Source organism: Shewanella inventionis, from assembly GCF_014641855.1.
Taxonomy (GTDB): domain Bacteria; phylum Pseudomonadota; class Gammaproteobacteria; order Enterobacterales; family Shewanellaceae; genus Shewanella; species Shewanella inventionis.
Genome location: NZ_BMII01000002.1, coordinates 164,893 through 185,633, shown reverse-complemented (window position 1 = coordinate 185,633; position 20,741 = coordinate 164,893). Strand labels below are relative to the sequence as shown.

The window sequence follows — 20,741 nt, the reverse complement described above, 5'->3', positions numbered from 1 at the left end:
ATTGGTAACAATCAACAAGGTATCGTCTTTCCACCTGTGCCAACTGAGCTAATGTCGCATTTCAAATTTTCAAATTTCATTTTTACTTTCTAGGCTCAGAGTTTGGTGCTCTGTAGAAAGTTGAGGCCGCATTATAGGTAAATTTTACTACGCTGCAACCCCCTTTTTTAAAATATTTGTTCGATTGGTTAAATTTTAAATACTTCTTTGCGATAAAACTGCAATTCTGCAATCGACTCTTTAATATCTTCGAGTGCTTGGTGGGTATTTTTTTTGCTAAAGCCATTCATGGTTTCAGGGTTCCAACGACGCACTAATTCTTTAATGGTGCTTACATCGATGTTGCGATAATGGAAATACTCTTCAAGCTCTAACATATACTTGTTTAAAAAGCGGCGATCTTGACCAATGCTATTGCCACACATAGGTGATGCCCCTTTCGGCACATACTGAGCTAAAAATTCAATGGTTTGTCTAATAGCGTCTTCTTCTGTGCATTTGCTGGCACGGACGCGATCAATTAAGCCAGACTCGCCATGATGTTTTTGGTTCCAATCGTCCATTGCTCCAAGCACCTCATCACTTTGATGTATCGCCAATACAGGGCCTTGGGCAATGATATTCAACTCCTGATCAGTCACCAAAGTGGCAATTTCAATCACTCTATCGACATCAGGTTCTAAACCTGTCATTTCTAAATCAACCCATATTAGGTTATTCGCATCAGCAGCCATTTATGTCGCCTTATGTTATCTATTGCCTAAATTCAGGCTTTTTTATAAAAGAATGTGTATCATACTGTTTTTTTGAGACACAAAAAAACACCTATTTAATGAAGATAAGCCTGTGAGTAAAAAGAAACCCCTAAGCCAAGGTCAATTGCGCCGAATGCGAGCCAACCAGACTAAGCGACTCAAACGAAGCGACGATAACGACGCACCTGAATTACAGGACAATTTATTAGGCCCTGAACAATCTGGCGTTGTGATATCACGTTTTGGCCAGCACGCCGACATTGAAACCAGCGACGGCATAGTGTCACGCTGTAATATTCGCCGTGCGGTAACCAGTTTAGTCACAGGCGATAACGTTATTGTACGTTTAGCCACCGAGGTACAAGCAGGTTCAAGTATTGGTGGTATTGTTGAAGCTGTCCACCCCCGTAAATCTTCACTCACACGCCCAGACTTATATGACGGCGTAAAAATTATTGCGGCCAATATTGACCAAATTTTAATCGTGTCATCTGTATTACCCAGTTTTACCACTCAAATTATTGACCGATACTTAGTTGCATGTGAAGACACAGATATTCCGCCGATCATTATTTTAAATAAAATTGATTTACTTAATGATGACAACCGCGAAGAAATCGAACAAGCCTTAGCGCGATACCAAGCTATTGGTTATCCCGTATACCGCGTCAGCAGTCATACGGGTGAAGGTGTAGAAGACATCAAAGCATTATTAAACGAAAAGGTCAGCGTATTTGCAGGCCAATCGGGTGTTGGTAAATCATCACTGATTAATGCGCTGATGCCAGAAGCTGAGTTATTAGTTGGCGATGTGTCAGATAACTCAGGCTTAGGTCAACACACCACCACAACAGCAAAATTAATCCATTTTCAAAGTGGCGGCGATTTAATTGACTCTCCAGGTGTTCGAGAGTTCGCGTTGTGGCATTTAGATGCCACTCGAGTGGGTTGGTGCTTTATTGAATTTAGAAATTTTTTAGGCACATGTAAATTCCGTGATTGCAAACATGGTGATGACCCAGGTTGTGCATTACGTGATGCGCTAGAAGCCGGACACATTACTCAAGACAGATTTAACAACTATCATCGTATTATTGCCAGTTTAGATGAACAACGTCATGCAAGACATTTTCGTGCTATTGACGAATAATAGTCACTAGAAATAAGGCTATCACTATGATGCAACAAGATAAAACAAAGGGAAACACATTGGACTCAATTAAAATTGCTTTGCAATATATGCTGCCAAAACACTTTTTATCACGTTTAGTGGGTAAATTTGCGGCCGCACAGGCAGGCTTTATCACCACAGCTGTCATTAAATGGTTTATCAAACAATATAAAATTGATATGTCTGAAGCTAAACAACCAGCCCCTGAAACGTATAAAACCTTTAATGACTTTTTTACTCGTGCATTAAAGCCAGAACTTCGCCCGATTAACCAAGATGCACATATTATGGCGCATCCAGTCGATGGCGCAGTTAGCCAATGCGGTCCAATTGAAGCGGGCAATATCTTTCAGGCCAAAGGCCACAGCTATACTTCTGAAGCCTTGCTTGGCGGTAATAAGGATGATGCGGCACGTTTTGATGGTGGCGATTTTGCCACGATCTATTTAGCTCCAAAAGACTATCACCGTATTCATATGCCGATCACTGGCACCTTGTCTAAGATGACTTACGTTCCAGGAGATTTATTTTCTGTAAACCCCTTAACCGCTCAAAATGTTCCCGGATTGTTCGCCCGTAATGAGCGCGTTGTAGCCATTTTTGAAACCCAAGCTGGCCCTCTTGCCATGGTACTTGTAGGTGCAACCATTGTTGCCAGTATCGAAACCATTTGGGCTGGTACAGTGACCCCACCTGGTGGCAAACAGGTATTTAGCTGGGACTACCCAACCACAGGACCTGAAGCCCTTACCTTAGAAAAAGGCGCTGAAATGGGCCGGTTTAAACTTGGAAGTACTGTGGTTATGTTGTTTGCTCAAGATGCAATTGAGACATTTGCTGATGGCGTAGAACCTGGCGAGACAACACGGATGGGACAGGCATTTGCTAAATTAACGCAGGCATAATCCGCCCTAAAGTCCGCTGAACGTCATAAAGCCGTATTTTGTTAAGATACGGCTTTCTTTTTTAGCAGCTTGTAGCCTAGAGGTTAAACATGACTTTATTTCATATAATTTCAAACAAAAGCCATGGGTTATGACGCTTTAAAACACTAAAAAAATAGAACATATTTTAGTAAATTTGTTACCATTGCCAGACTCCAACTTGAGCCTAGTATTATGTTACATTTAACGTCTTTTTTACTGTGTTTTATTATTGCAAACATCGTGTCGGTGCCAGGTTATGCAAACACGCCTGTCACACTCGACAAACGTCTTGGACTTAATACTCAAGCAAACAATCAAGCATTTGATATTCAAACACAGATAACTGAACTCGAAAGCAGTATTAACGAGCTAAAAGTTGAGCAAAAAACATACAACAATATTGAGCGTTCACACAGCGAAACCAAACGGTCGTTAAACCAACAATTGCGTGATGCCCAAACCACTCTCGAACTTGATGCCGATATCGATCTAGATCAGCAGGCGTCTATGGCATATTTTCACCTTTCTGAATTAAAAGAAACTGAGTCATATTTAACCCAACAACTCAGATTAATTACCCAACGCCAAATCCAATTACCTGACTTGATTATCCAAGCCGAAAACGCATTAAACCAGCACAATAAAACTCAACAAGCCCCAGCCGATACGCCACTTGGCAAACGCAATATGTTGCAAGCAGAATTACTTGCTCAACACATTACAACCTTGCAAGCAGAGCGTTTAGCTAACCCCAAACAGCTCGAAATAACCCAACTACAGCAACAGGTTAATCGGCTATCATTAAGCCAGCAAGAACGCTTTATTGAGTTAATTAACAAGCATAATATTGAGTTTCGTCAGCAACAAACCGCCGATACAATAGCGAATAATTTAATTGATGAACAAGAATTAGCCGATCCGTTATCACAAGAACTGAGCAAAGCTAACCAACAATATGCCCAACAATTACAAAACTTAACCAGTGAGCATAATTCGGTTATCGAACGCCAACAACGGATTGAAAAACGATACCAATCTCAAAATACGCAATTGTCTAACGTACTTGAGCAAATCACTTGGGTTAAAACGAACTCCGCTTTTGGGGATCGTTTTTTGCAAATGCTTCAATCGTTACCTAAACCACCAAGCCTAGATAAACTGCAAACAGAGTTAGCTGATGCCAGACTAAAACGTTATCAGTTAGAACAACAACAAGCATTAAACGCACAGCAACTTGATAATCAATCACAATACAGTGAAACCCAAATAAAATTACTGCAATCTCAACAAGTATTGCTAGAACAACTGCAACAAGGATACGACCAATACTTAGCCGAGTTTGCCAAATTACGCATTGGATACGAGCAATTAATCCAGTTACACCACACACTAAAAAACACCCTTAATGAACACCTGTTTTGGGTGCCTAATGCGCCTAGAATTGGCGCTTTATGGCTAATCGATTTAACTCAAAGCAGCTTATGGCTGGTACAACCTAGCCAATTAAAAGCCATACAACAAGCATGGACGAATCAAAGCGACTTATGGGCCTGGTGGGGCATTTTATTATTGTGCTGTTTAATGGCACAAGACATGTTAACGCCAAAATTTAAACATGCCATTGGGCGTTACTCCGTGTTTGTGGGTAATGTCACCCAAGATAAATTCAAATACACCATCAAAACACTAATCATCAGTACGGTTTATGCCTTGATAAAACCATTACCAGTCATTATTGCCGGAGTCATTTTTATGCGCTCCGAACAAAATGTGGTTTACGCGCTTGGCTCTGGTATTACGGCAATTGGCATTTGCTACCTTATTTACCGTTTTTTCTATTTATTGACCGTCGACAAAGGGATTTTAATCAGTCATTTCAGACGCCCAAAAGATATTGTCCAACAAGCACAAAAAACCATGGCATCGTTTGTTGCTATCTCAGCCCCTTTGATAGGCTTAATGGGGTTTACTGAAGTACTCGACACATCTCTGGTACGTAACAGCCTAGGCCGTGGAGCATTTATTGTATTTTGTATTGTGCTATTTATGCTCTACAAAGATGTCATGGTGTTAATGGATAAATATCGCAAAGGTAAACCCAATGCGAATAACTTGGACGTTGTGCAAAAATTAGTTTGGGCTACTCTGATTATCACCCCGATATTTAGCGCTATATTAGCCTGTATTGGTTATTACTTTACTGCGTTTCAACTCTTACTCCAGTTACAAATTTCCGTGCTCTTAGGGTTGGGATTTTTACTGGTTTACCAATTAATTAAACGGTGGATGCTGATAGAACGCCGCCTTATTGCTTTTGATCGAGCAAAAGCAAAACGTGCTGAACGCCTAGCCCAACGTGAAAGAGGTGAACTGAATAATGACCCAATTGAAACCTACGAAGAACCCATCGTTGATTTAGAAACCATCTCTAGCCAATCTCTAGGGCTGGTGAGATCAATTTTAATTTTAGCGTTTTTTGCCAGCTTATTAGGTATATTGGCGCAAACTCATACGGCTGTATTTTCATTTTTAGATGGCATTACACTGTGGACCACCAGCAGCACTCTCAATGGCATTGAACAGCAAGTTCCAATTACCTTAAAGTCAGTGCTATTTGGTATTATTTTGGTTGGTTTTTCAGCCGTTATTGCTAAAAACCTACCCGGATTACTCGAGCTAATGCTATTGCAGCGCCTTGATTTATCACCCGGTACGGGTTTTGCTATTACCACTGTTAGTAGCTATCTAGTGGTGTTTTTTGGCATGCTGTTTGGGTTTTCAACATTGGGAATGGAGTGGTCTAAATTACAGTGGTTAGTGGCTGCACTCTCGGTCGGTTTAGGTTTTGGTTTACAAGAAATTTTTGCTAACTTTATCTCTGGTCTGATTATTTTATTTGAAAAACCCATCCGCATCGGTGACACAGTGACCATTAGAGATCTCACTGGTACCGTCAGTAAAATTCAGATCCGCGCGACCACCATTGTCGACTGGGATCGCAAAGAGATCATTGTGCCAAATAAAGCCTTTATTACCGAACAATTAGTAAACTGGTCATTGTCAGATCCCATTACTCGCGTCATTGTCAAAGTATCGGTATCTCGCGATGCAGATCCAACCAAAGTAGAAATGTTGTTACACCAGGCTGTACGTGAATGTGATTTATCACTAACCATTCCTGAGCCCGAAGTCTGGTTTGCCGGTTTTGGTGCACATACTCAAGACTATGAAGTACGCTCATACGCTAAAGACATGTCTGCTCGCTGGCCCTTGCGGCATAATCTTCACAAACGTATAAGTAAAAAGCTAAAAGAAAATAACGTCGAACTTGCTTACCCTCAAATGGAAGTGCATTTAAATCAGGGTAAAAAAGAATCCACAGGGCTATTTAAAGGCTAATTAAGTAGGAGTTGCAATGCTTGTATTTGCTCATCGTGGTGCCAGTGGCTACGCACCTGAAAACACCTTAAAAGCTATGAGTAAGGCTATCGAGTTAGGGGCGAAAGCCATCGAGCTCGACGTGCACTGTGTCGCCGGTGAGTTAGTGGTTTTTCACGATCGCCGCCTTGAAGGCAAATCGAGCGGTCATGGCCTTATCCACCTAAGTACTCAAGCTGATTTAGCCAAGATAACTGTAGCAGGCGAACCGATCCCAAGCCTGTGGGAATTACTAATCCTCCTAGATACCCTCACGGGCGGTGATTGTATCGTTAATATTGAACTCAAAGGTGTCGGTTGTGTTCCCCCTTTTGTGGCTATGTACCCACACATTTTGGAAAAACTGCACTTTACTCCACAACATTTGCTTATTTCATCGTTTAATCATTTATACATAGCTCAGGTAAAGCAACAACTGCCTCAGGCTTTTGTCGCTCCACTACTAGGCGGTATTCCCTTAGATTTAGCCCAAGTGGTTACCGATATAGCAGCTTACTCCCTTCATCTTGATGTTGCGTTTGTTAGCCAAGCCATAGTCGATGACGCTCATCAGCGTGGAGCTAAGGTATATGTGTATACTGTCGATAACAGCGATGATATTCATGCATTAAAAATGATGGGGGTTGATGGTATTTTTAGTAATTACCCAGACAAGGCGATTGCTACCGCCGCATTACCACTGCCCGCTCAAACACAAATATGGTTTGACTGACACTAAGCCGCCCACTTACCATTTATATTAGCTAAGCCCATGGTTGTGCGCCCCCGCGCTGTAAAAACCACTCACTGCAGACATAATACCATTTCCATTAATTATGTGACCAATCAGAGTCGCTCAGACTGTTCAGTTTGAGGCGCATTGTTGAAATAATGGTTATTCCCTTCTAAGGCAATGCAACAAAGAAATGGACTGTCTGAGCGCCTCCTGCAAGGCGGGTTTCTGTGCCTTCTATGCTGCTTAATAGTATTTTGACGTACGACTGCATGGATGCAGGAGGTAGAGCAACGCAGGAGCAGTTGCCGAGAGTAACTATGCCTACAATCCTATTACTTGCCTAGAATGTACAGAATTCCCGCTGAATGACCAGATAATTAGTGGAATTGGTATAAGTACTTCTGCCCTTGCTTAACATCGTAATATTCTCGAACAAGGTTAGCCGGGTTAATGCAAGCTCATTGCTGACATGTATCAACATCAAAAAATATGAGAAGCAGATCAAAGCGTATTAAAAATGATCAATATAATGACAAAAAGTAATTGCCAATGATAACGGTTTTCATTTAGAATTAGATTACATTGTTAAGTTATGATTTTTTGTGTGATGAGGCTTCTTTATGTACGTTTGTCTTTGTAATGCCATTACCGATTCTCAAATCAAAGCAGCTGTTAGCTTAGGTGACAGTTCATTGGCAGATGTAAAGAAACGTTTAGGCGTAGCAAACCAGTGTGGCAAATGCGCACGCATGGCCAATGAAATTATTCAAACACAACTTGAGTTTGAACCTAATTTTTATGAAGTAGCTTAATTTTTATAAGCCGTATCGCATAAAAAAATGCAGCTCCTAGGGGCTGCATTTTTTATGGCATAACATTAATTATTACACTCAATTGTGTTTATCTAAGATAAACACAACCTATTCTTCGGTATTTAACATATCCTCTTGCGAGCCATCTTCTAACAAGGGTTCAACGTCTACACTATCAACACGCTGTAATCCTCTTGGTAATTTAGCCCCACGACGCCCACGCTCACCACGATAATGCTCTAAATCGCTTGGTTTTAAGGTTAGCTTGCGCTTGCCTGCCCACAAGGTAACTGCAGTATTGTGCGGCACAACATTCAAATGCAACAGTAACTCTTCGCGATTTTTAGCTCGCTCGGTCGGAATGCCAATGATTTTATTACCTTTACCCTTAGATAACTGAGGTAACGCATCGACACTAAACATCAACATGCGCCCTTCTGAGGTAATGGCCAGCAAAGACTGTTCACTGCCTTTATGAATAAGCTTAGGAGCCAATGCCAGCGCATTAGTCGGCAAGCTCAATAACGCTTTACCTGCCTTGTTCCGGCTAACCATATCTGAATAAGCACAAATAAAGCCATAACCCGCATCGGTCGCCAACAAGAAAAATTGATCATCGCTGCCCATTAGCACGTGCTGCATGGTCGCACCAGGAGCCATATTAAAGCGTGTGGTAATCGGCTCCCCTTGGCTTCTAGCTGAAGGAAGTGTATGGCTATCGGTTGCAAAAGCACGACCTGTGGAGTCTATAAATACAGCGGCTTGATTGCTTTTACCCATTGCACTACATAAAAAGCTATCTCCTGACTTATAAGATAAGCCTTCTGCATCGATATCATGTCCTTTTGCACAACGAACCCAGCCTTTATCAGATAACACAACAGTTACCGATTCGGTTGGAGTGAGTTCTTGCTCAGTTAAGGCTTTTGCATCAAAGCGTTCAATGATGGGTGAACGGCGGTTATCACCATAAGTCTCACCATCTTGAAGTAACTCTTTTTTTACTAAGGTTTTTAAGCGGCGATCAGAACTTAACAATAACTCTAGTTTGTCACGCTCAGCGGCTAACTCGTCTTGCTCTGTCTTAATTTTAAATTCTTCAAGCTTGGCTAAATGGCGAAGTTTTAATTCTAATATCGATTCAGCTTGCTTATCAGACAAGTTAAAGCGTGCCATGAGCTCTGCTTTGGGCTCATCATGAAAGCGAATGATTTCAATTACTTCATCAATATTTAAAAACGCGATCATCAACGCTTCTAAAATATGTAACCTTGCCAATACTTTATCTAAACGATATTGCAAACGACGAGTCACAGTACTGACACGGTACTCAAGCCATTCCGTTAATAAGGTTTTTAAGCCTTTAACTTGTGGTCGTCCGTCTAAACCCAGCACGTTTAAGTTAATCCGATAACTTTTCTCTAAATCGGTAGTCGCAAACAAGTGCGTCATTAACTGTTCACAGTCAATGCGGTTTGAACGCGGCACAATCACTAAGCGAACAGGGTTTTCATGATCAGACTCATCACGTAAATCAGATACCATAGGCAACTTTTTAGCCTGCATCTGGCTGGCTATTTGTTCTAAAATTTTACCACTACTGGCTTGGTGCGGCAGAGCAGTAATCACAATTTCGCCCTGCTCTTCACTAAATACAGCGCGCATTTTAATTGAGCCTTTGCCACTCTCATAAATCTTAGCAATATCAGCTTTTGGGGTAATAATCTCGGCTTCAGTTGGATAATCAGGGCCGGGTACAAACTCCATTAAGCGTTCAAGCTCTGCCTTGGGATTATCTAAAAGCTCAATACAAGCAGACACTAATTCACGTGCGTTATGAGGCGGAATATCTGTTGCCATACCCACAGCAATACCGGTAATACCGTTAAGTAAAATATGCGGCAGTCTTGCGGGTAAGGTTTTAGGCTCTTTCATGGTGCCGTCAAAGTTGGCGCCCCACTCCACGGTACCTTGGCCTAATTCAGACAATAAAACTTCAGAGAACTTAGATAATCTGGCTTCGGTATAACGCATTGCCGCAAATGATTTAGGGTCATCTGGTGCACCCCAGTTACCTTGGCCATCAACCAGCGGATAACGATATGAAAAAGGCTGTGCCATAAGCACCATGGCTTCATAACAAGCACTGTCACCATGAGGATGGTATTTACCCAATACATCACCGACTGTACGGGCCGATTTTTTATGTTTAGATTGCGCAGAAAGGCCCAGCTCGCTCATGGCATAAATAATACGGCGCTGAACCGGTTTTAAGCCATCACCAATGTGTGGTAAGGCACGGTCCATAATGACGTACATTGAATAATTTAAATAAGCCTCTTCGGTAAAGCGCCTCAAGGGCATTTGCTCTACGCCATCAAGGCTTAATTCAATCGAATCACTCATTTAATTAGATTCCTGTGATTGTTCGGGTGCGTTATAAAACAAGCGGTAAACATTACCTTTTAAGTCATCTGATATATACATTGCCCCATCGGGTGCATTGATAACATCAAACGGACGGGCGACGGGAAACTCTCCATCTAAAAAACTCACCACGGTTTCACGTTGATTAATGTTGTCATTCTTTACATCAAGCATGACGATTTGATAACCCACTTTACTCGACCGATTCCATGAACCATTTTCTGCCACAAAAAGATTATTTTGGTAACGTTCAGGAAATTGCTCTCCACGGTAAAAGCTTAACCCTGTAGGGGCTACATGGGCAGGTAATTCGAACTCAGGCGCAACCACATTCAAGTTTTTAGGCTTATCGTAGGCAGGCTCTACCACGTCACGACCATGCAAATAAGGAAAACCAAAATGGCTGCCTTTAACGTCGATCCGGTTAATTTCATCAGCAGGAATATTATCCCCCATCCAATTGCGGCCTAAGTCTGCAAACCAAAGTTTTTTATTATCTGGAGACCAGTCAAAACCGGTCACACTGCGTAAACCGAATGCAACCTGCTCGCTGGCGCCGGTATCAACATTAATCGCCACAATACTGCCAAAAGGTGATGAAGCTTCGCATACATTACAAGGTGAGCCAATAGACACATATAAGCGACCATCGGGCCCAAAACGCATTGAGCGCGAGTGCTTTTTATCTAAACTAGGCAAATTAGAATACACTTCACGGGCTCGACTAGGGCGACGTAAACGAGACTCTATTTCGTCAAATCGAATAATACGATCTTCTTCAGTCACATATAATGAACCATCATGAAATGCTAATGCCTCTGGGTATTCTAATCCTCGAGCAATGAGATAACGCTTGTCAACTTGACCATTTTGATCACTGTCTACCAGCGCATAAATAGTACCGCTTTTTTGTGAACCAACAAATAAGGTGCCATTGTCACCCAGCGTCATTTGTTTAATATCACCCAGGTCCGATGCATACAGACTAAGCCCAAAACCTTTAGTGACCGTAATCATCACCGACTGGGATGCCAGTGCAATTGATGCAGGAAACACGCCTAAAAGCATTATCCCTAGAAAGGTAAATTGATTGCCCAACTTGAAATAAGATCGAAGTCTGAAATACTGCATGTTAATTCTCTATTGCCTTATCTTAATATCGTTATTGGCATTTAACTGCGTGTTAAAGTAATGCTAAATCACCTTTGCTTTCTAACCAATCTTTTCGATCAGAGGCACGCTTTTTAGCGAGAAGCATATCCATCAGCGACAACGTTTCTTCGGCATCATCTATGGTGAGCTGCACAAGACGACGAGTATTAGGATCCATCGTCGTTTCACGCAGTTGTAATGGGTTCATTTCACCCAACCCTTTAAATCGGGTCACTTGTACTTTGCCTTTTTTATTTTCAGCGACTAAACGATCTAAAATGCCGGTTTTCTCTGCTTCGTCTAACGCATAATAAACGTCTTTGCCAATGTCGATACGAAACAGTGGTGGCATGGCAATATACACATGGCCTTTTTCAACCAGTACGCGATAATGTTTTAAAAATAATGCACACAACAAGGTTGCAATGTGTAAACCGTCTGAGTCTGCGTCGGCTAAAATACAAATTTTTCCGTAACGTAGCTCAGAAATATCATCACTGTCGGGATCGCAACCTATTGCAATTGAAATGTTATGAACCTCTTGCGAACCCAACACTTGTGATGCATCCACTTCCCAGGTATTTAAAATTTTACCTCGCAGAGGCATAATTGCCTGAAACTCACGATCGCGCGCTTGTTTTGCACTGCCCCCCGCTGAGTCACCTTCCACTAAAAAGAGTTCGCCGCGCATTGGATCTTGGCCACTGCAATCAGTTAATTTACCGGGTAAAGCTGGACCAGAAACCACTTTTTTACGGGCTATTTTTTTGGCTGCTTTTAAGCGTCTTTGTGCATTAGTAATACACATATCAGCCAATTGCTCGGCGAGTTCAGTATTTGAGTTTAACCACAACGAAAACGCGTCGCGCACTATACCAGAGACAAAAGCAGAACTTTGACGACTAGAGAGTTTTTCTTTGGTTTGTCCGGCAAATTGCGGGTCTTGCATTTTGATAGACAAAATAAATGCAGCACGATCCCAAATATCATCGGGTGATAATTTAATTCCCCGAGGGATCAGGTTACGAAATTCACAAAACTCACGCATTGACTCAAGCAAACCTTGCCTAAAGCCATTAACATGAGTACCACCTAGCGGTGTAGGAATAAGGTTTACATAACTTTCATTGAGGCTTTCGCCGCCTTCTGGTAACCAGGTTATAGCCCAGTCTGCGGCTTCAAGCTCGCCTTTAAAACTACCAATAAAAGGTTCTTCAGGCAGCATCATCGAGCCTTTAACAGCTTCTTGAAGATAATCAGTTAAGCCACTTTCATAAAACCATTCGTGCACTTCATTTGTGTGCTTATTGGTAAATTTAATCCGCAACCCAGGACACAATACCGCTTTAGCACGTAATAGGTAAATCAGCTTACTTACAGAAAAATTAGGTGAATCAAAATAGCTAACATCAGGCCAAAAATGCACACGAGTACCGGTATTACGGCGCCCACATGTCCCCGTCACGGTCAGTTCTTCAACTTTAAAGCCATTTTCAAACGCCATATCGTACACTTGTGCATCACGGCGCACGGTAATCTCAACTCGGGTTGATAAGGCATTCACCACCGAAATACCTACGCCATGCAAACCGCCCGAAAATTGATAATTTTTGTTTGAAAACTTACCGCCAGCATGCAACTTGGTAAGAATAAGCTCTACCCCGGGAATACCTTCCTCTGGGTGAATATCAACAGGCATACCACGGCCATCATCCGTGACCTCTAACGAATTATCGGCGTGCAGTATCACTTCTATTTTAGTTGCGTGACCAGCCAGTGCTTCATCGACACTATTATCAATTACTTCTTGCCCAAGATGGTTTGGTCTGGTGGTGTCGGTATACATACCAGGACGGCGCTTTACCGGGTCAAGTCCATTAAGGACCTCAATAGCATCTGAAGTATATTGGTTGGTCATAATCCACACATTTGGAGTTAAAAGGAGCCAAAGTTAGCTCAAATTGATCGTTGTTTATAATGTAAAACGTTACAGCTGAATAAAACGACAAATTTTGTCTAATAGTTGTTCATAGCCGACAAAACTGTGGTCACCGCCGGGCTCTAAATGTAATTCGCAGCTGTGGTACTTATGTAATGCTTGCCGATAATCTAACACTTCGTCGCCAGTTTGCAACAGCACTAGAAAACGATCTGGATATCGAACCACTTGCGTATCAAACTGAGCCACATCATCTCGATGTTGTGGCAAGACCTGATAATGCTCGTTGGTATAAGGATTATATTGAGGCCCGATAAACTGTTCAAATAATTCGAAGGGTTTTACCGCAGGATTAACCAAAACGGCCTTTCCGCCATAGGTTTCGGCTAAATACGTTGCAAAATAGCCACCTAACGATGAACCAATAAAACGCAGTGCCTGCCCTTGCGCTTTGGCCTGTTCAGTTAATTCACATAATAGTGTCATTGCCGCATGTGGCGAAGAGGGCAATTGCGGTTGATGGAACGCGACTTGAGGATAATGTTGTTTTATATACTGAGCGGTTTGAACGGCCTTATCCGACTGCGGAGAACTATTAAAACCATGTATGTAAAGCAGCATATTTCCTCGCGAGACACGACAGTTAAATTAGTACCCACTCGCCTCGTTATCAGGTGAAAATCGATTTCCAGGCACACGGTACACGTTAGTACGAATGCTACCATCGCCAGCTAACTCCAGCAAACGATAACCGGGTTGCAGGTGGTCTAAGGCAAAATAAGGTGAAAGTGGCTTAAATTGAATACATGTAGATGGGGTTGCCATTAATGGAATATCACCATGTGGCCCAGTATGCAACTTATCAACCTGTTGATGAACATGTCCCCACAACACGCCTTTAACTTGCGGATAAAGGCTGGTTCGGGCCAAAAAGTCAGCGCCATTCATCATGCAATGTTGATCAAGCCAAGCACAATCCATAACAATAGGATTATGGTGCATCACTAATAATACGTGCTTATTGGGATACGCTTTAATGGCAGCATCAATCAATGCAAATTGTGGCTCACCCATATATCCACCGGGTTTACCACGCACGGTAGAGTCGAGCATTAAAATAATCCACGCGCCAATCACAATCAGCTGTTGCCCAAACACATGCTCACCCTGCATACGAATCGCCATTAAACGCGGGTCATCATGATTACCAGGTAAATAATGGCATGGCAGATTCAGCGCCTCCACTTTATCAACAAAATGTTGATAAGACTCTGGCGAATAATCTTGGCTAATATCACCTGTTGCAAGTAACAAGTCAGCTGGATATTTTGTTGCCATAAACGTATTTAATACGGCTTGAAGGCTATTAGTAGTATTAACCCCTAAGAGCTGACCCTGAGGATCGGCAAAAAGGTGCGGGTCAGTCACTTGGACTAACCGCACAGGTTCATTCGCGGCAACAGAATAATGTACTGCGTCTTTAAGCACTAAAGATCCCTAATACAATAAAAATTAAATAATCTAAGATTGGCAAGCCACTCTCCTAACACCAATCTTCAACAGCTCTTCAAGAAATGCATTCACCTGAAACTTCTCATCACTATGATGCATATGTATATTAGGATAATCATACACTGGCTTTAAGCGATAAATCTGTTGGCTAGTTAACACTTCTGCTAATTGGGCGTCATGGTAGATACGAACAAGTGCTTTTGGGGATTTAAAAAAATGTCCATTTGGTATAGGGCGAGTAATTTCGACTAACTGAGTGTATTTAGTGTTTTCTATAATATTGACCAAAAGCGAGCCAAATTCACCCTCAACTTGCCAAGGCTCGTTGAGGTTAAATTGCTCTGGTAACCATTTTAAAATATGTGCGTAATTTCTACCGCATACCGCCAAAAATGCGCTGACGTTCGGTTGATATTTTTGCTTTTTATTATGGTTCGACACAGTCACTCAATCTTTCCTATCTGCAAATCTTTGTTTCTAAAAAGTTAACATTGTTCACGAATCGTTTGGTAATTCAGCATTAACCACTGAATACCTAATACAGTAGAGGCGTTGTCAATACGGCCATCATTTACCCAATCATAGGCTTGTTGGCGGCTAACGACATGCACGCGAATATCTTCATTCTCATGATCTAACCCATGCACACCAGATGCTTTCGTGGCATCGACATGACCCCAAAACAAATAAAAACGCTCGGTAGTGCCACCTGGGCTTACTAAGTAGCTGTTTATTGGCGTTAAACTTTGTAATGTTAAGCCTGCTTCCTCGGCAAGTTCACGGGTGGCGACTTGTTCAGGAGATTCGCCCGGCTCAATCATACCTGCCACTAACTCAAGAAGCCAGATTGATTTAGTAGTTGCTAATGCAGGAACCCTAATTTGTTCAATTAATACCACTTCATCACGAATAGGATCATAAGGTAGTACCACAACAGCACTGCCGCGCTCGAACACCTCACGGGTCACCACTCCACTCCAACCACCTTTGAATAATTTATGCTTAAAAGTGTATTCATCTAATTGAAAAAAACCTTTATACAGCACTTTTTTAGAGATAAGTTCGAAATCAGAACTTGCATCAAATGCCGACACTTGGAGATTGTTTGACATACTTTTCCTTGCAGATTAAACAAACGCTTAACATCAGCGTATTTTAATAGGTTAAATCACATCATTACCGAGATAAAAGCTACCGCTGTAACGTATACAAACGGATTAAAAAAAATAAAATCTGTTACACTTCAAATTTGACTTGAAAAACAAAAAATCAATACTATTTAGAGTGCATGGTAGATATAAAAATAGTGCACAATGCAATTGGGTAATGCATTTGGTATTGTGAAGTATTTTTACAACATTGAGCACTTAAAACATCGAGCACACAGCTTTGACAGATTGCCACGTTAAGATTGCTTTACTATCTACCCTAACCTTAATCGTGCAGCATGACCAAATTAATCAGTTATTTAACACCTCTCTATGATGAGGCAATGTCTAAAAAGGGCAGCAAATGAAATTCAAAATTGGATCATTATACGCAGCATTAGCATTCGCTATTGCAGCTCCAGCAGCACAAGCTGACGATTTATTACAAATTTATCAGCAAGCACTGACTAGCGACCCTATCGTATTACAAGCAAAAGCGCAGCGCGATGCATTATATGAAAGCATCGAAGAAAACCGCGCGCCTTTACTGCCAACAATTAGTGCTAATGTTGGTTATGCCAAAGCGTGGAACGACCCGACAGTAGACACTGACGGATTAACCGGTGGTGTTAGCCTTAGCCAAGTCATATACGATCATAGTGCATGGGTTGGTTTAAATTTAGCTGAAATGGCGGCATCACAAGCCGATTCTGCTTATGCATCAACATTGCAATCGCTAATTACTCGTGTAACCAGCGCATATTTTGATGTATTAACCGCTAAAGATAACTACGAGTTCCAAGGCGCAGAAAAAGCAGCTATCGAGCGTCAACTAGAGCAAACTAAGCAACGCTTTGCAGTAGGGTTAACGGCAATTACTGATGTACACGAGGCGCAAGCACAATATGATTTAGCCTCAGCACTCGAAATTTTAGCCTTAAACACCCTAGATAACAGCTATGAAGCTTTGCGTGAAATTACCGGCATAGATCATAAATCGATTAATGTGTTAGACACAAACCGTTTCTCTGCGGGCGCACCAATGCCAGCTTCTTCTGCAGAATGGCTAAAAATGGCTGAAACCAACAGTATTGATTTAATGACTCAGCGCATTGCCAAAGATATTGCTAACGAAACCATCAGCCTTTACAAAGCAGGTCATATGCCATCGTTGAGTTTATCTGCAGGATATAACAAAGGCGTAGACCAAACCCCTGGCCCTGATTATGACAACACCAATATCGGCGTAACGTTAAGCGTGCCACTATTTGAAGGTTTCGCAGTGTCTTCGCAAGTTAAGCAAGCTCAATTTGCATATGTAGAAGCAAGTGAGTTGTTAGAACAGACTCACCGCAGTGTGACCAAAAATGTTCGTAATAACTTTAATAACGTTACGGCGTCTATTAGCTCTATTAAGGCATATGAGCAATCGGTAATTTCATCTGAAAGCGCGTTAAAAGCAACACAAGCTGGTTTTGAAGTCGGTACCCGTACGATTGTAGATGTACTAAACCGTACTCGCGACTTGTACGACTCTAAGCGCCAATTGTCTGATGCTCGTTATGGCTATATAAAATCAATCCTAGCACTTAAACAGGCTGCTGGTACATTGAACGAAGATGACATTATATCGATTAACAATGGATTAATTGCCCAGCAGTAATGGCTTGATTAACCATAATCGTAAATAAAAAAACCGCCAATTTGGCGGTTTTTTAGTGTACATTTTAACTTAAAAACGCAACTCAATACCTGCAAACGCACCTTTAAACTGAGTGTTTTGCGACACATCAGAAAAATCGTTTACATCAAAATTAAAGTCACGATATCCGACACGTACCAAGGTATCAACCGCAAGGTTATCAAACTGCCACCCCAAACCCAGGCCGTAGTCATAAACGTTTGACTCATCAACACCAAATAACACATCTGCAAAACCAAACAGTCCTAAACCTGCAACGCCAACCTGGGCACTGGCATAGCCCATAAACACACCACTGTCTATGTCAATTAGCTCAGGGTGGCCGGCATCGGCAACGGTTAATGACCCATTCATTTTTTTGTAAGCAGCACCAAGATCAACAGACACTAAATCGTTGTCTAAAATCTCGTAGTAAAGTACAAAGTCGGTATTATTAAGCTCATTGATAACCGACACCTCACCTTCAAATGCATTACCATTAAATGTAAAGTCCACATTATCTAGGTTTGCACTCGATTCAAGGCGATTTTCAAGGATTTTAATATTAGGCACAAACGGTAAAGGATGCTCAACAGCAATCCACACACTGCCTTGTGACGAGTCATCTGAAAAACTGTGCCCAACGCCATCGTCATCATTAAATGAATTAGTCGTATCTGCGAGCCAATAATCAGCGCCAATTTTAAAACCTACAACATTTGCCGCATGCGCCGATGACATGCTGAGTAACCCCACAACGGCGGTGGCAAGAAGCGTCTTTTTCATCTTTATCCTTGAGAAAGTAAGTTAGTTAAATCAATAACCGCAGCATTAGCACGCGAAATATAATTTGCCATCACCAATGAGTGGTTAGCCACTAAACCAAAACCATTTCCGTTAAGCACTATAGGGCTCCATACGGTTTGCTGGGTTGCTTCAAGTTCGCGAATAATTTGGCGCAGACTCACCTCAGCATTCTTCTTTTCAAGCACATCAGCAAAATCAACCTCAATCGCACGCATAAAGTTTAATAAAGCCCATGCAGAACCACGGCTTTCATAAAATACATCGTCAATTTTCCACCAGCTCGTTTTAATTTCACTGCTCGATAAACCCGGTGTAGATTGACGTGCAGAGCTGTCGCCTGCTAAATCGGTATTAAGTCGTTCTTGTCCCACACTTGCCGACAAACGTTGCGACATACTGCCTAAACGTTTTTGCACTTCTTTAAGCCATTCGTTCAAGTTGTCTGCACGAGCATAAAATTGAGCATTATTGTTGTTAGCATCACTAATCTTAGCGCGATAAAGTTTCAGTAATTTTATCGCTTCACGATACTCGCCTTCAGCGCTAGGAACTAACCAACTGGTGTTTTCAATGTTTAACTTAGAGTGCGCAGCAAGCAAATCATTGTCTGCAGTAGACTGAGATTGTGAACGGCTAAATTCTTTACGCATAATTAAGGCTAAATCACGCACTTGTTCTAAAGCACCAAACTCGAATGCGGGCATGTTATCCATCATAAGTGACGGTGGCATAATATCATTTGACAACCACCCACCTTGTTTATCAAGCAGTGCCTCCATGGTTAAAATCAATGAGCTGGTAGTACTGTAACCGACAATTTTTTGCGTATTATCTGTTTTTGCTGAAATAGGCTCAATGGTGTCAGGTTCAAAACTCCACCAAACGCTAATCACATAGAGCACTAACGAAAATATCCCTAGTACGCCTACTATTTTATTCCTTGAAACTTGCATCAATATCACTCCTTAATGATGGTGATGATGGTCTGCTTGTTCACTACGTTGAGCAGCCTGCTTTAAGACAGGCAACTCAATAATAAGTTGCTGACCATCTTCAAAAATTAATTCTAGTGGTACTTTATCATCTACCACCAATGGGGCCGTTAACGACAATAACATTATATGGTCACCGGTAGGTTGAAGACTTAACGAACCATGAGATGGGATTGAAAACCCTGTAACCTGGCGCATTTTTACCATGCCATTTTCTTCAATAATCGTATGCAACTGTGCCTCTTTGGCTACGCTAGTATTAACGCCAATCAAAGTGACTGCATTTGCAGTATGATTTTCTAACGTAAAATAAGCCGCAGTATTGGGCACACTCGCAGGCATTGCTCTAACATATCCATCAACAAGAACTACGTTAGCTGATGCTGCGAATGACAATGATGATAACACTAAAAAGTTAAACAGGTGTTTGAATATTACTTTCAATGTCTTAAACTCCATGTAAACCCCACTCGCATTCACTATAGGAAGTCACGAATGAGTTATATTCAGGTAAGAGATGATCAAGGTGTACGCATCATCAGTTTTAATCGTCCAGAAAAACGTAACGCCTTCAATCTAAAAATGTATCAGCAGTTAACAGAATACCTGATCCAAGGCGAAGCCGACAATGACATTCGTGCCTTTATGTTTCATGGCACAGACGATTGTTTTACGTCAGGTAATGATATCGTAGATTTCCTGCAAAGTGGTGCATTAGATGATAATCACCCAACAGTTAAATTCTTGTTTTGCTTGGTTGATCTAAAAAAGCCTGTGGTTGCGGCTGTAACCGGTGCAGCGGTAGGGATTGGCACAACATTATTGCTCCATTGCGACTTAGTATATGCAGACAACAAGGCCAAATTCCAAATGCCTTTTGTCAATTTAGCTTTAGTACCAGAAGCAGCATCAAGCATATTACTACCATCGATCGTAGGCCAGCACAAAGCGGCTGAACTCATTTTATTAGGCGACACTTTTGATGCCGAAACCGCAGCGCAATTAAACTTAATCAATCGTGTTGTTCCACACAATGAGTTGATTGATTTTAGCCTAACACAAGCAAAAAAATTGGCGGCCCAGCCACCTTTATCCATGCAAGCATCAAAACAACTTTTACGTCATAATCGAGCTCAAGTAAAAGCTCAAATGAAATTAGAAATTGTACAATTTGCTCAGCGTTTACAAAGCGATGAAGCTAAGCAGCGATTTAAGGCTTTTTTAAATAAATAATCATCTATGCTCACCCCTCTACCTTCCGGGGTG

18 protein-coding genes are annotated in these 20,741 nt (G+C 41.7%); 7 read left to right on the top strand and 11 right to left on the bottom strand.

What is annotated here, in order from left to right; translation table 11 throughout:
- Nucleotides 1-188: 188 nt before the first annotated feature.
- Nucleotides 189-734 (bottom strand): oligoribonuclease, encoded by a 546-nt coding sequence (orn, locus tag IEW93_RS02080; protein ID WP_188736443.1) that lies wholly within the window; start codon nucleotides 732-734, stop codon nucleotides 189-191.
- 112 nt (nucleotides 735-846) lie between these two features.
- Here orn and rsgA point away from each other — a divergent pair, with 112 nt between their 5' ends.
- The 5 genes from rsgA (at nucleotide 847) to IEW93_RS02055 (ending at nucleotide 7,817) form a co-directional block, all read left to right on the top strand.
- A complete protein-coding gene (gene rsgA, locus IEW93_RS02075) occupies nucleotides 847-1,905 on the top strand; it encodes a small ribosomal subunit biogenesis GTPase RsgA (protein ID WP_188736440.1) in 1,059 nt (352 codons plus the stop codon).
- 59 nt (nucleotides 1,906-1,964) lie between these two features.
- Nucleotides 1,965-2,831, top strand: a complete 867-nt coding sequence (gene asd, locus IEW93_RS02070) for an archaetidylserine decarboxylase (protein WP_188736521.1) — start codon at nucleotides 1,965-1,967, stop codon at nucleotides 2,829-2,831.
- Between the two features lie 213 nt (nucleotides 2,832-3,044).
- Nucleotides 3,045-6,251: a mechanosensitive ion channel domain-containing protein gene (locus IEW93_RS02065; protein WP_188736438.1), complete on the top strand. Its 3,207-nt coding sequence runs from the start codon at nucleotides 3,045-3,047 to the stop codon at nucleotides 6,249-6,251.
- Between the two features lie 16 nt (nucleotides 6,252-6,267).
- Nucleotides 6,268-7,002, top strand: coding sequence for a glycerophosphodiester phosphodiesterase (locus IEW93_RS02060; RefSeq protein WP_188736435.1), 735 nt, complete (start codon nucleotides 6,268-6,270; stop codon nucleotides 7,000-7,002).
- 623 nt (nucleotides 7,003-7,625) lie between these two features.
- Complete coding sequence (locus IEW93_RS02055; protein ID WP_188736433.1) at nucleotides 7,626-7,817, top strand: bacterioferritin-associated ferredoxin; 192 nt, start codon at nucleotides 7,626-7,628, stop codon at nucleotides 7,815-7,817.
- 108 nt (nucleotides 7,818-7,925) lie between these two features.
- On the opposite strand, the gene parC is transcribed toward IEW93_RS02055, so the two are convergent.
- The 7 genes from parC to nudF form a co-directional block, all read right to left on the bottom strand.
- Entirely contained in the window at nucleotides 7,926-10,223 is a 2,298-nt protein-coding gene (gene parC / locus IEW93_RS02050; protein WP_188736431.1) for a DNA topoisomerase IV subunit A, read from the bottom strand.
- Nucleotides 10,224-11,375, bottom strand: a complete 1,152-nt coding sequence (locus tag IEW93_RS02045; RefSeq protein ID WP_188736428.1) for a PQQ-dependent sugar dehydrogenase — start codon at nucleotides 11,373-11,375, stop codon at nucleotides 10,224-10,226.
- Nucleotides 11,376-11,427: 52 nt separating this feature from the next.
- Nucleotides 11,428-13,314 (bottom strand): DNA topoisomerase IV subunit B, encoded by a 1,887-nt coding sequence (gene parE / locus IEW93_RS02040; RefSeq protein WP_188736426.1) that lies wholly within the window; start codon nucleotides 13,312-13,314, stop codon nucleotides 11,428-11,430.
- 69 nt (nucleotides 13,315-13,383) lie between these two features.
- Nucleotides 13,384-13,956, bottom strand: coding sequence for a YqiA/YcfP family alpha/beta fold hydrolase (locus IEW93_RS02035; protein WP_188736424.1), 573 nt, complete (start codon nucleotides 13,954-13,956; stop codon nucleotides 13,384-13,386).
- A 27-nt stretch (nucleotides 13,957-13,983) separates the two neighbouring features.
- Nucleotides 13,984-14,823, bottom strand: coding sequence for a 3',5'-cyclic-AMP phosphodiesterase (gene cpdA, locus IEW93_RS02030; protein WP_188736422.1), 840 nt, complete (start codon nucleotides 14,821-14,823; stop codon nucleotides 13,984-13,986).
- A gap of 33 nt (nucleotides 14,824-14,856) precedes the next feature.
- The gene (locus IEW93_RS02025) at nucleotides 14,857-15,294 is read right to left on the bottom strand and encodes a DUF1249 domain-containing protein (protein ID WP_188736421.1); all 438 of its coding nucleotides are present in this window, start codon (nucleotides 15,292-15,294) and stop codon (nucleotides 14,857-14,859) included.
- Nucleotides 15,295-15,332: 38 nt separating this feature from the next.
- Entirely contained in the window at nucleotides 15,333-15,959 is a 627-nt protein-coding gene (gene nudF, locus IEW93_RS02020; protein ID WP_188736419.1) for an ADP-ribose diphosphatase, read from the bottom strand.
- Nucleotides 15,960-16,359: 400 nt separating this feature from the next.
- Here nudF and tolC point away from each other — a divergent pair, with 400 nt between their 5' ends.
- The gene (tolC, locus tag IEW93_RS02015; RefSeq protein WP_188736416.1) at nucleotides 16,360-17,658 is read left to right on the top strand and encodes an outer membrane channel protein TolC; all 1,299 of its coding nucleotides are present in this window, start codon (nucleotides 16,360-16,362) and stop codon (nucleotides 17,656-17,658) included.
- Between the two features lie 69 nt (nucleotides 17,659-17,727).
- Here tolC and IEW93_RS02010 read toward each other — a convergent pair whose 3' ends face one another.
- Genes IEW93_RS02010 through IEW93_RS02000 form a run of 3 tightly spaced genes read right to left on the bottom strand, consistent with a single transcriptional unit; the run spans nucleotide 17,728 to nucleotide 19,934 of the window.
- Entirely contained in the window at nucleotides 17,728-18,462 is a 735-nt protein-coding gene (locus tag IEW93_RS02010) for a TIGR04219 family outer membrane beta-barrel protein (protein WP_188736414.1), read from the bottom strand.
- A 2-nt stretch (nucleotides 18,463-18,464) separates the two neighbouring features.
- Nucleotides 18,465-19,436: a DUF2333 family protein gene (locus IEW93_RS02005; RefSeq protein WP_188736413.1), complete on the bottom strand. Its 972-nt coding sequence runs from the start codon at nucleotides 19,434-19,436 to the stop codon at nucleotides 18,465-18,467.
- Nucleotides 19,437-19,448: 12 nt separating this feature from the next.
- Complete coding sequence (locus IEW93_RS02000; RefSeq protein ID WP_188736411.1) at nucleotides 19,449-19,934, bottom strand: copper chaperone PCu(A)C; 486 nt, start codon at nucleotides 19,932-19,934, stop codon at nucleotides 19,449-19,451.
- 36 nt (nucleotides 19,935-19,970) lie between these two features.
- Between IEW93_RS02000 and IEW93_RS01995 the strand changes: the two genes are divergently transcribed.
- On the top strand, nucleotides 19,971-20,708 hold the full coding sequence (locus IEW93_RS01995; protein ID WP_188736408.1) for an enoyl-CoA hydratase-related protein: 738 nt from the start codon (nucleotides 19,971-19,973) through the stop codon (nucleotides 20,706-20,708).
- The last annotated feature ends 33 nt before the right edge of the window (nucleotides 20,709-20,741 follow it).

Bases quoted from the DNA above. Each gene is read 5' to 3' on its own strand.
- orn (WP_188736443.1), bottom strand. From the start codon at position 734: ATGGCTGCTGATGCGAATAACCTAATATGGGTTGATTTAGAAATGACA.
- IEW93_RS02065 (WP_188736438.1), top strand. From the start codon at position 3,045: ATGTTACATTTAACGTCTTTTTTACTGTGTTTTATTATTGCAAACATC.
- IEW93_RS02060 (WP_188736435.1), top strand. From the start codon at position 6,268: ATGCTTGTATTTGCTCATCGTGGTGCCAGTGGCTACGCACCTGAAAAC.
- IEW93_RS02055 (WP_188736433.1), top strand. From the start codon at position 7,626: ATGTACGTTTGTCTTTGTAATGCCATTACCGATTCTCAAATCAAAGCA.
- parC (WP_188736431.1), bottom strand. From the start codon at position 10,223: ATGAGTGATTCGATTGAATTAAGCCTTGATGGCGTAGAGCAAATGCCC.
- IEW93_RS02045 (WP_188736428.1), bottom strand. From the start codon at position 11,375: ATGCAGTATTTCAGACTTCGATCTTATTTCAAGTTGGGCAATCAATTT.
- parE (WP_188736426.1), bottom strand. From the start codon at position 13,314: ATGACCAACCAATATACTTCAGATGCTATTGAGGTCCTTAATGGACTT.
- IEW93_RS02035 (WP_188736424.1), bottom strand. From the start codon at position 13,956: ATGCTGCTTTACATACATGGTTTTAATAGTTCTCCGCAGTCGGATAAG.
- nudF (WP_188736419.1), bottom strand. From the start codon at position 15,959: ATGTCAAACAATCTCCAAGTGTCGGCATTTGATGCAAGTTCTGATTTC.
- tolC (WP_188736416.1), top strand. From the start codon at position 16,360: ATGAAATTCAAAATTGGATCATTATACGCAGCATTAGCATTCGCTATT.
- IEW93_RS02010 (WP_188736414.1), bottom strand. From the start codon at position 18,462: ATGAAAAAGACGCTTCTTGCCACCGCCGTTGTGGGGTTACTCAGCATG.
- IEW93_RS02005 (WP_188736413.1), bottom strand. From the start codon at position 19,436: ATGCAAGTTTCAAGGAATAAAATAGTAGGCGTACTAGGGATATTTTCG.
- IEW93_RS02000 (WP_188736411.1), bottom strand. From the start codon at position 19,934: ATGGAGTTTAAGACATTGAAAGTAATATTCAAACACCTGTTTAACTTT.
- IEW93_RS01995 (WP_188736408.1), top strand. From the start codon at position 19,971: ATGAGTTATATTCAGGTAAGAGATGATCAAGGTGTACGCATCATCAGT.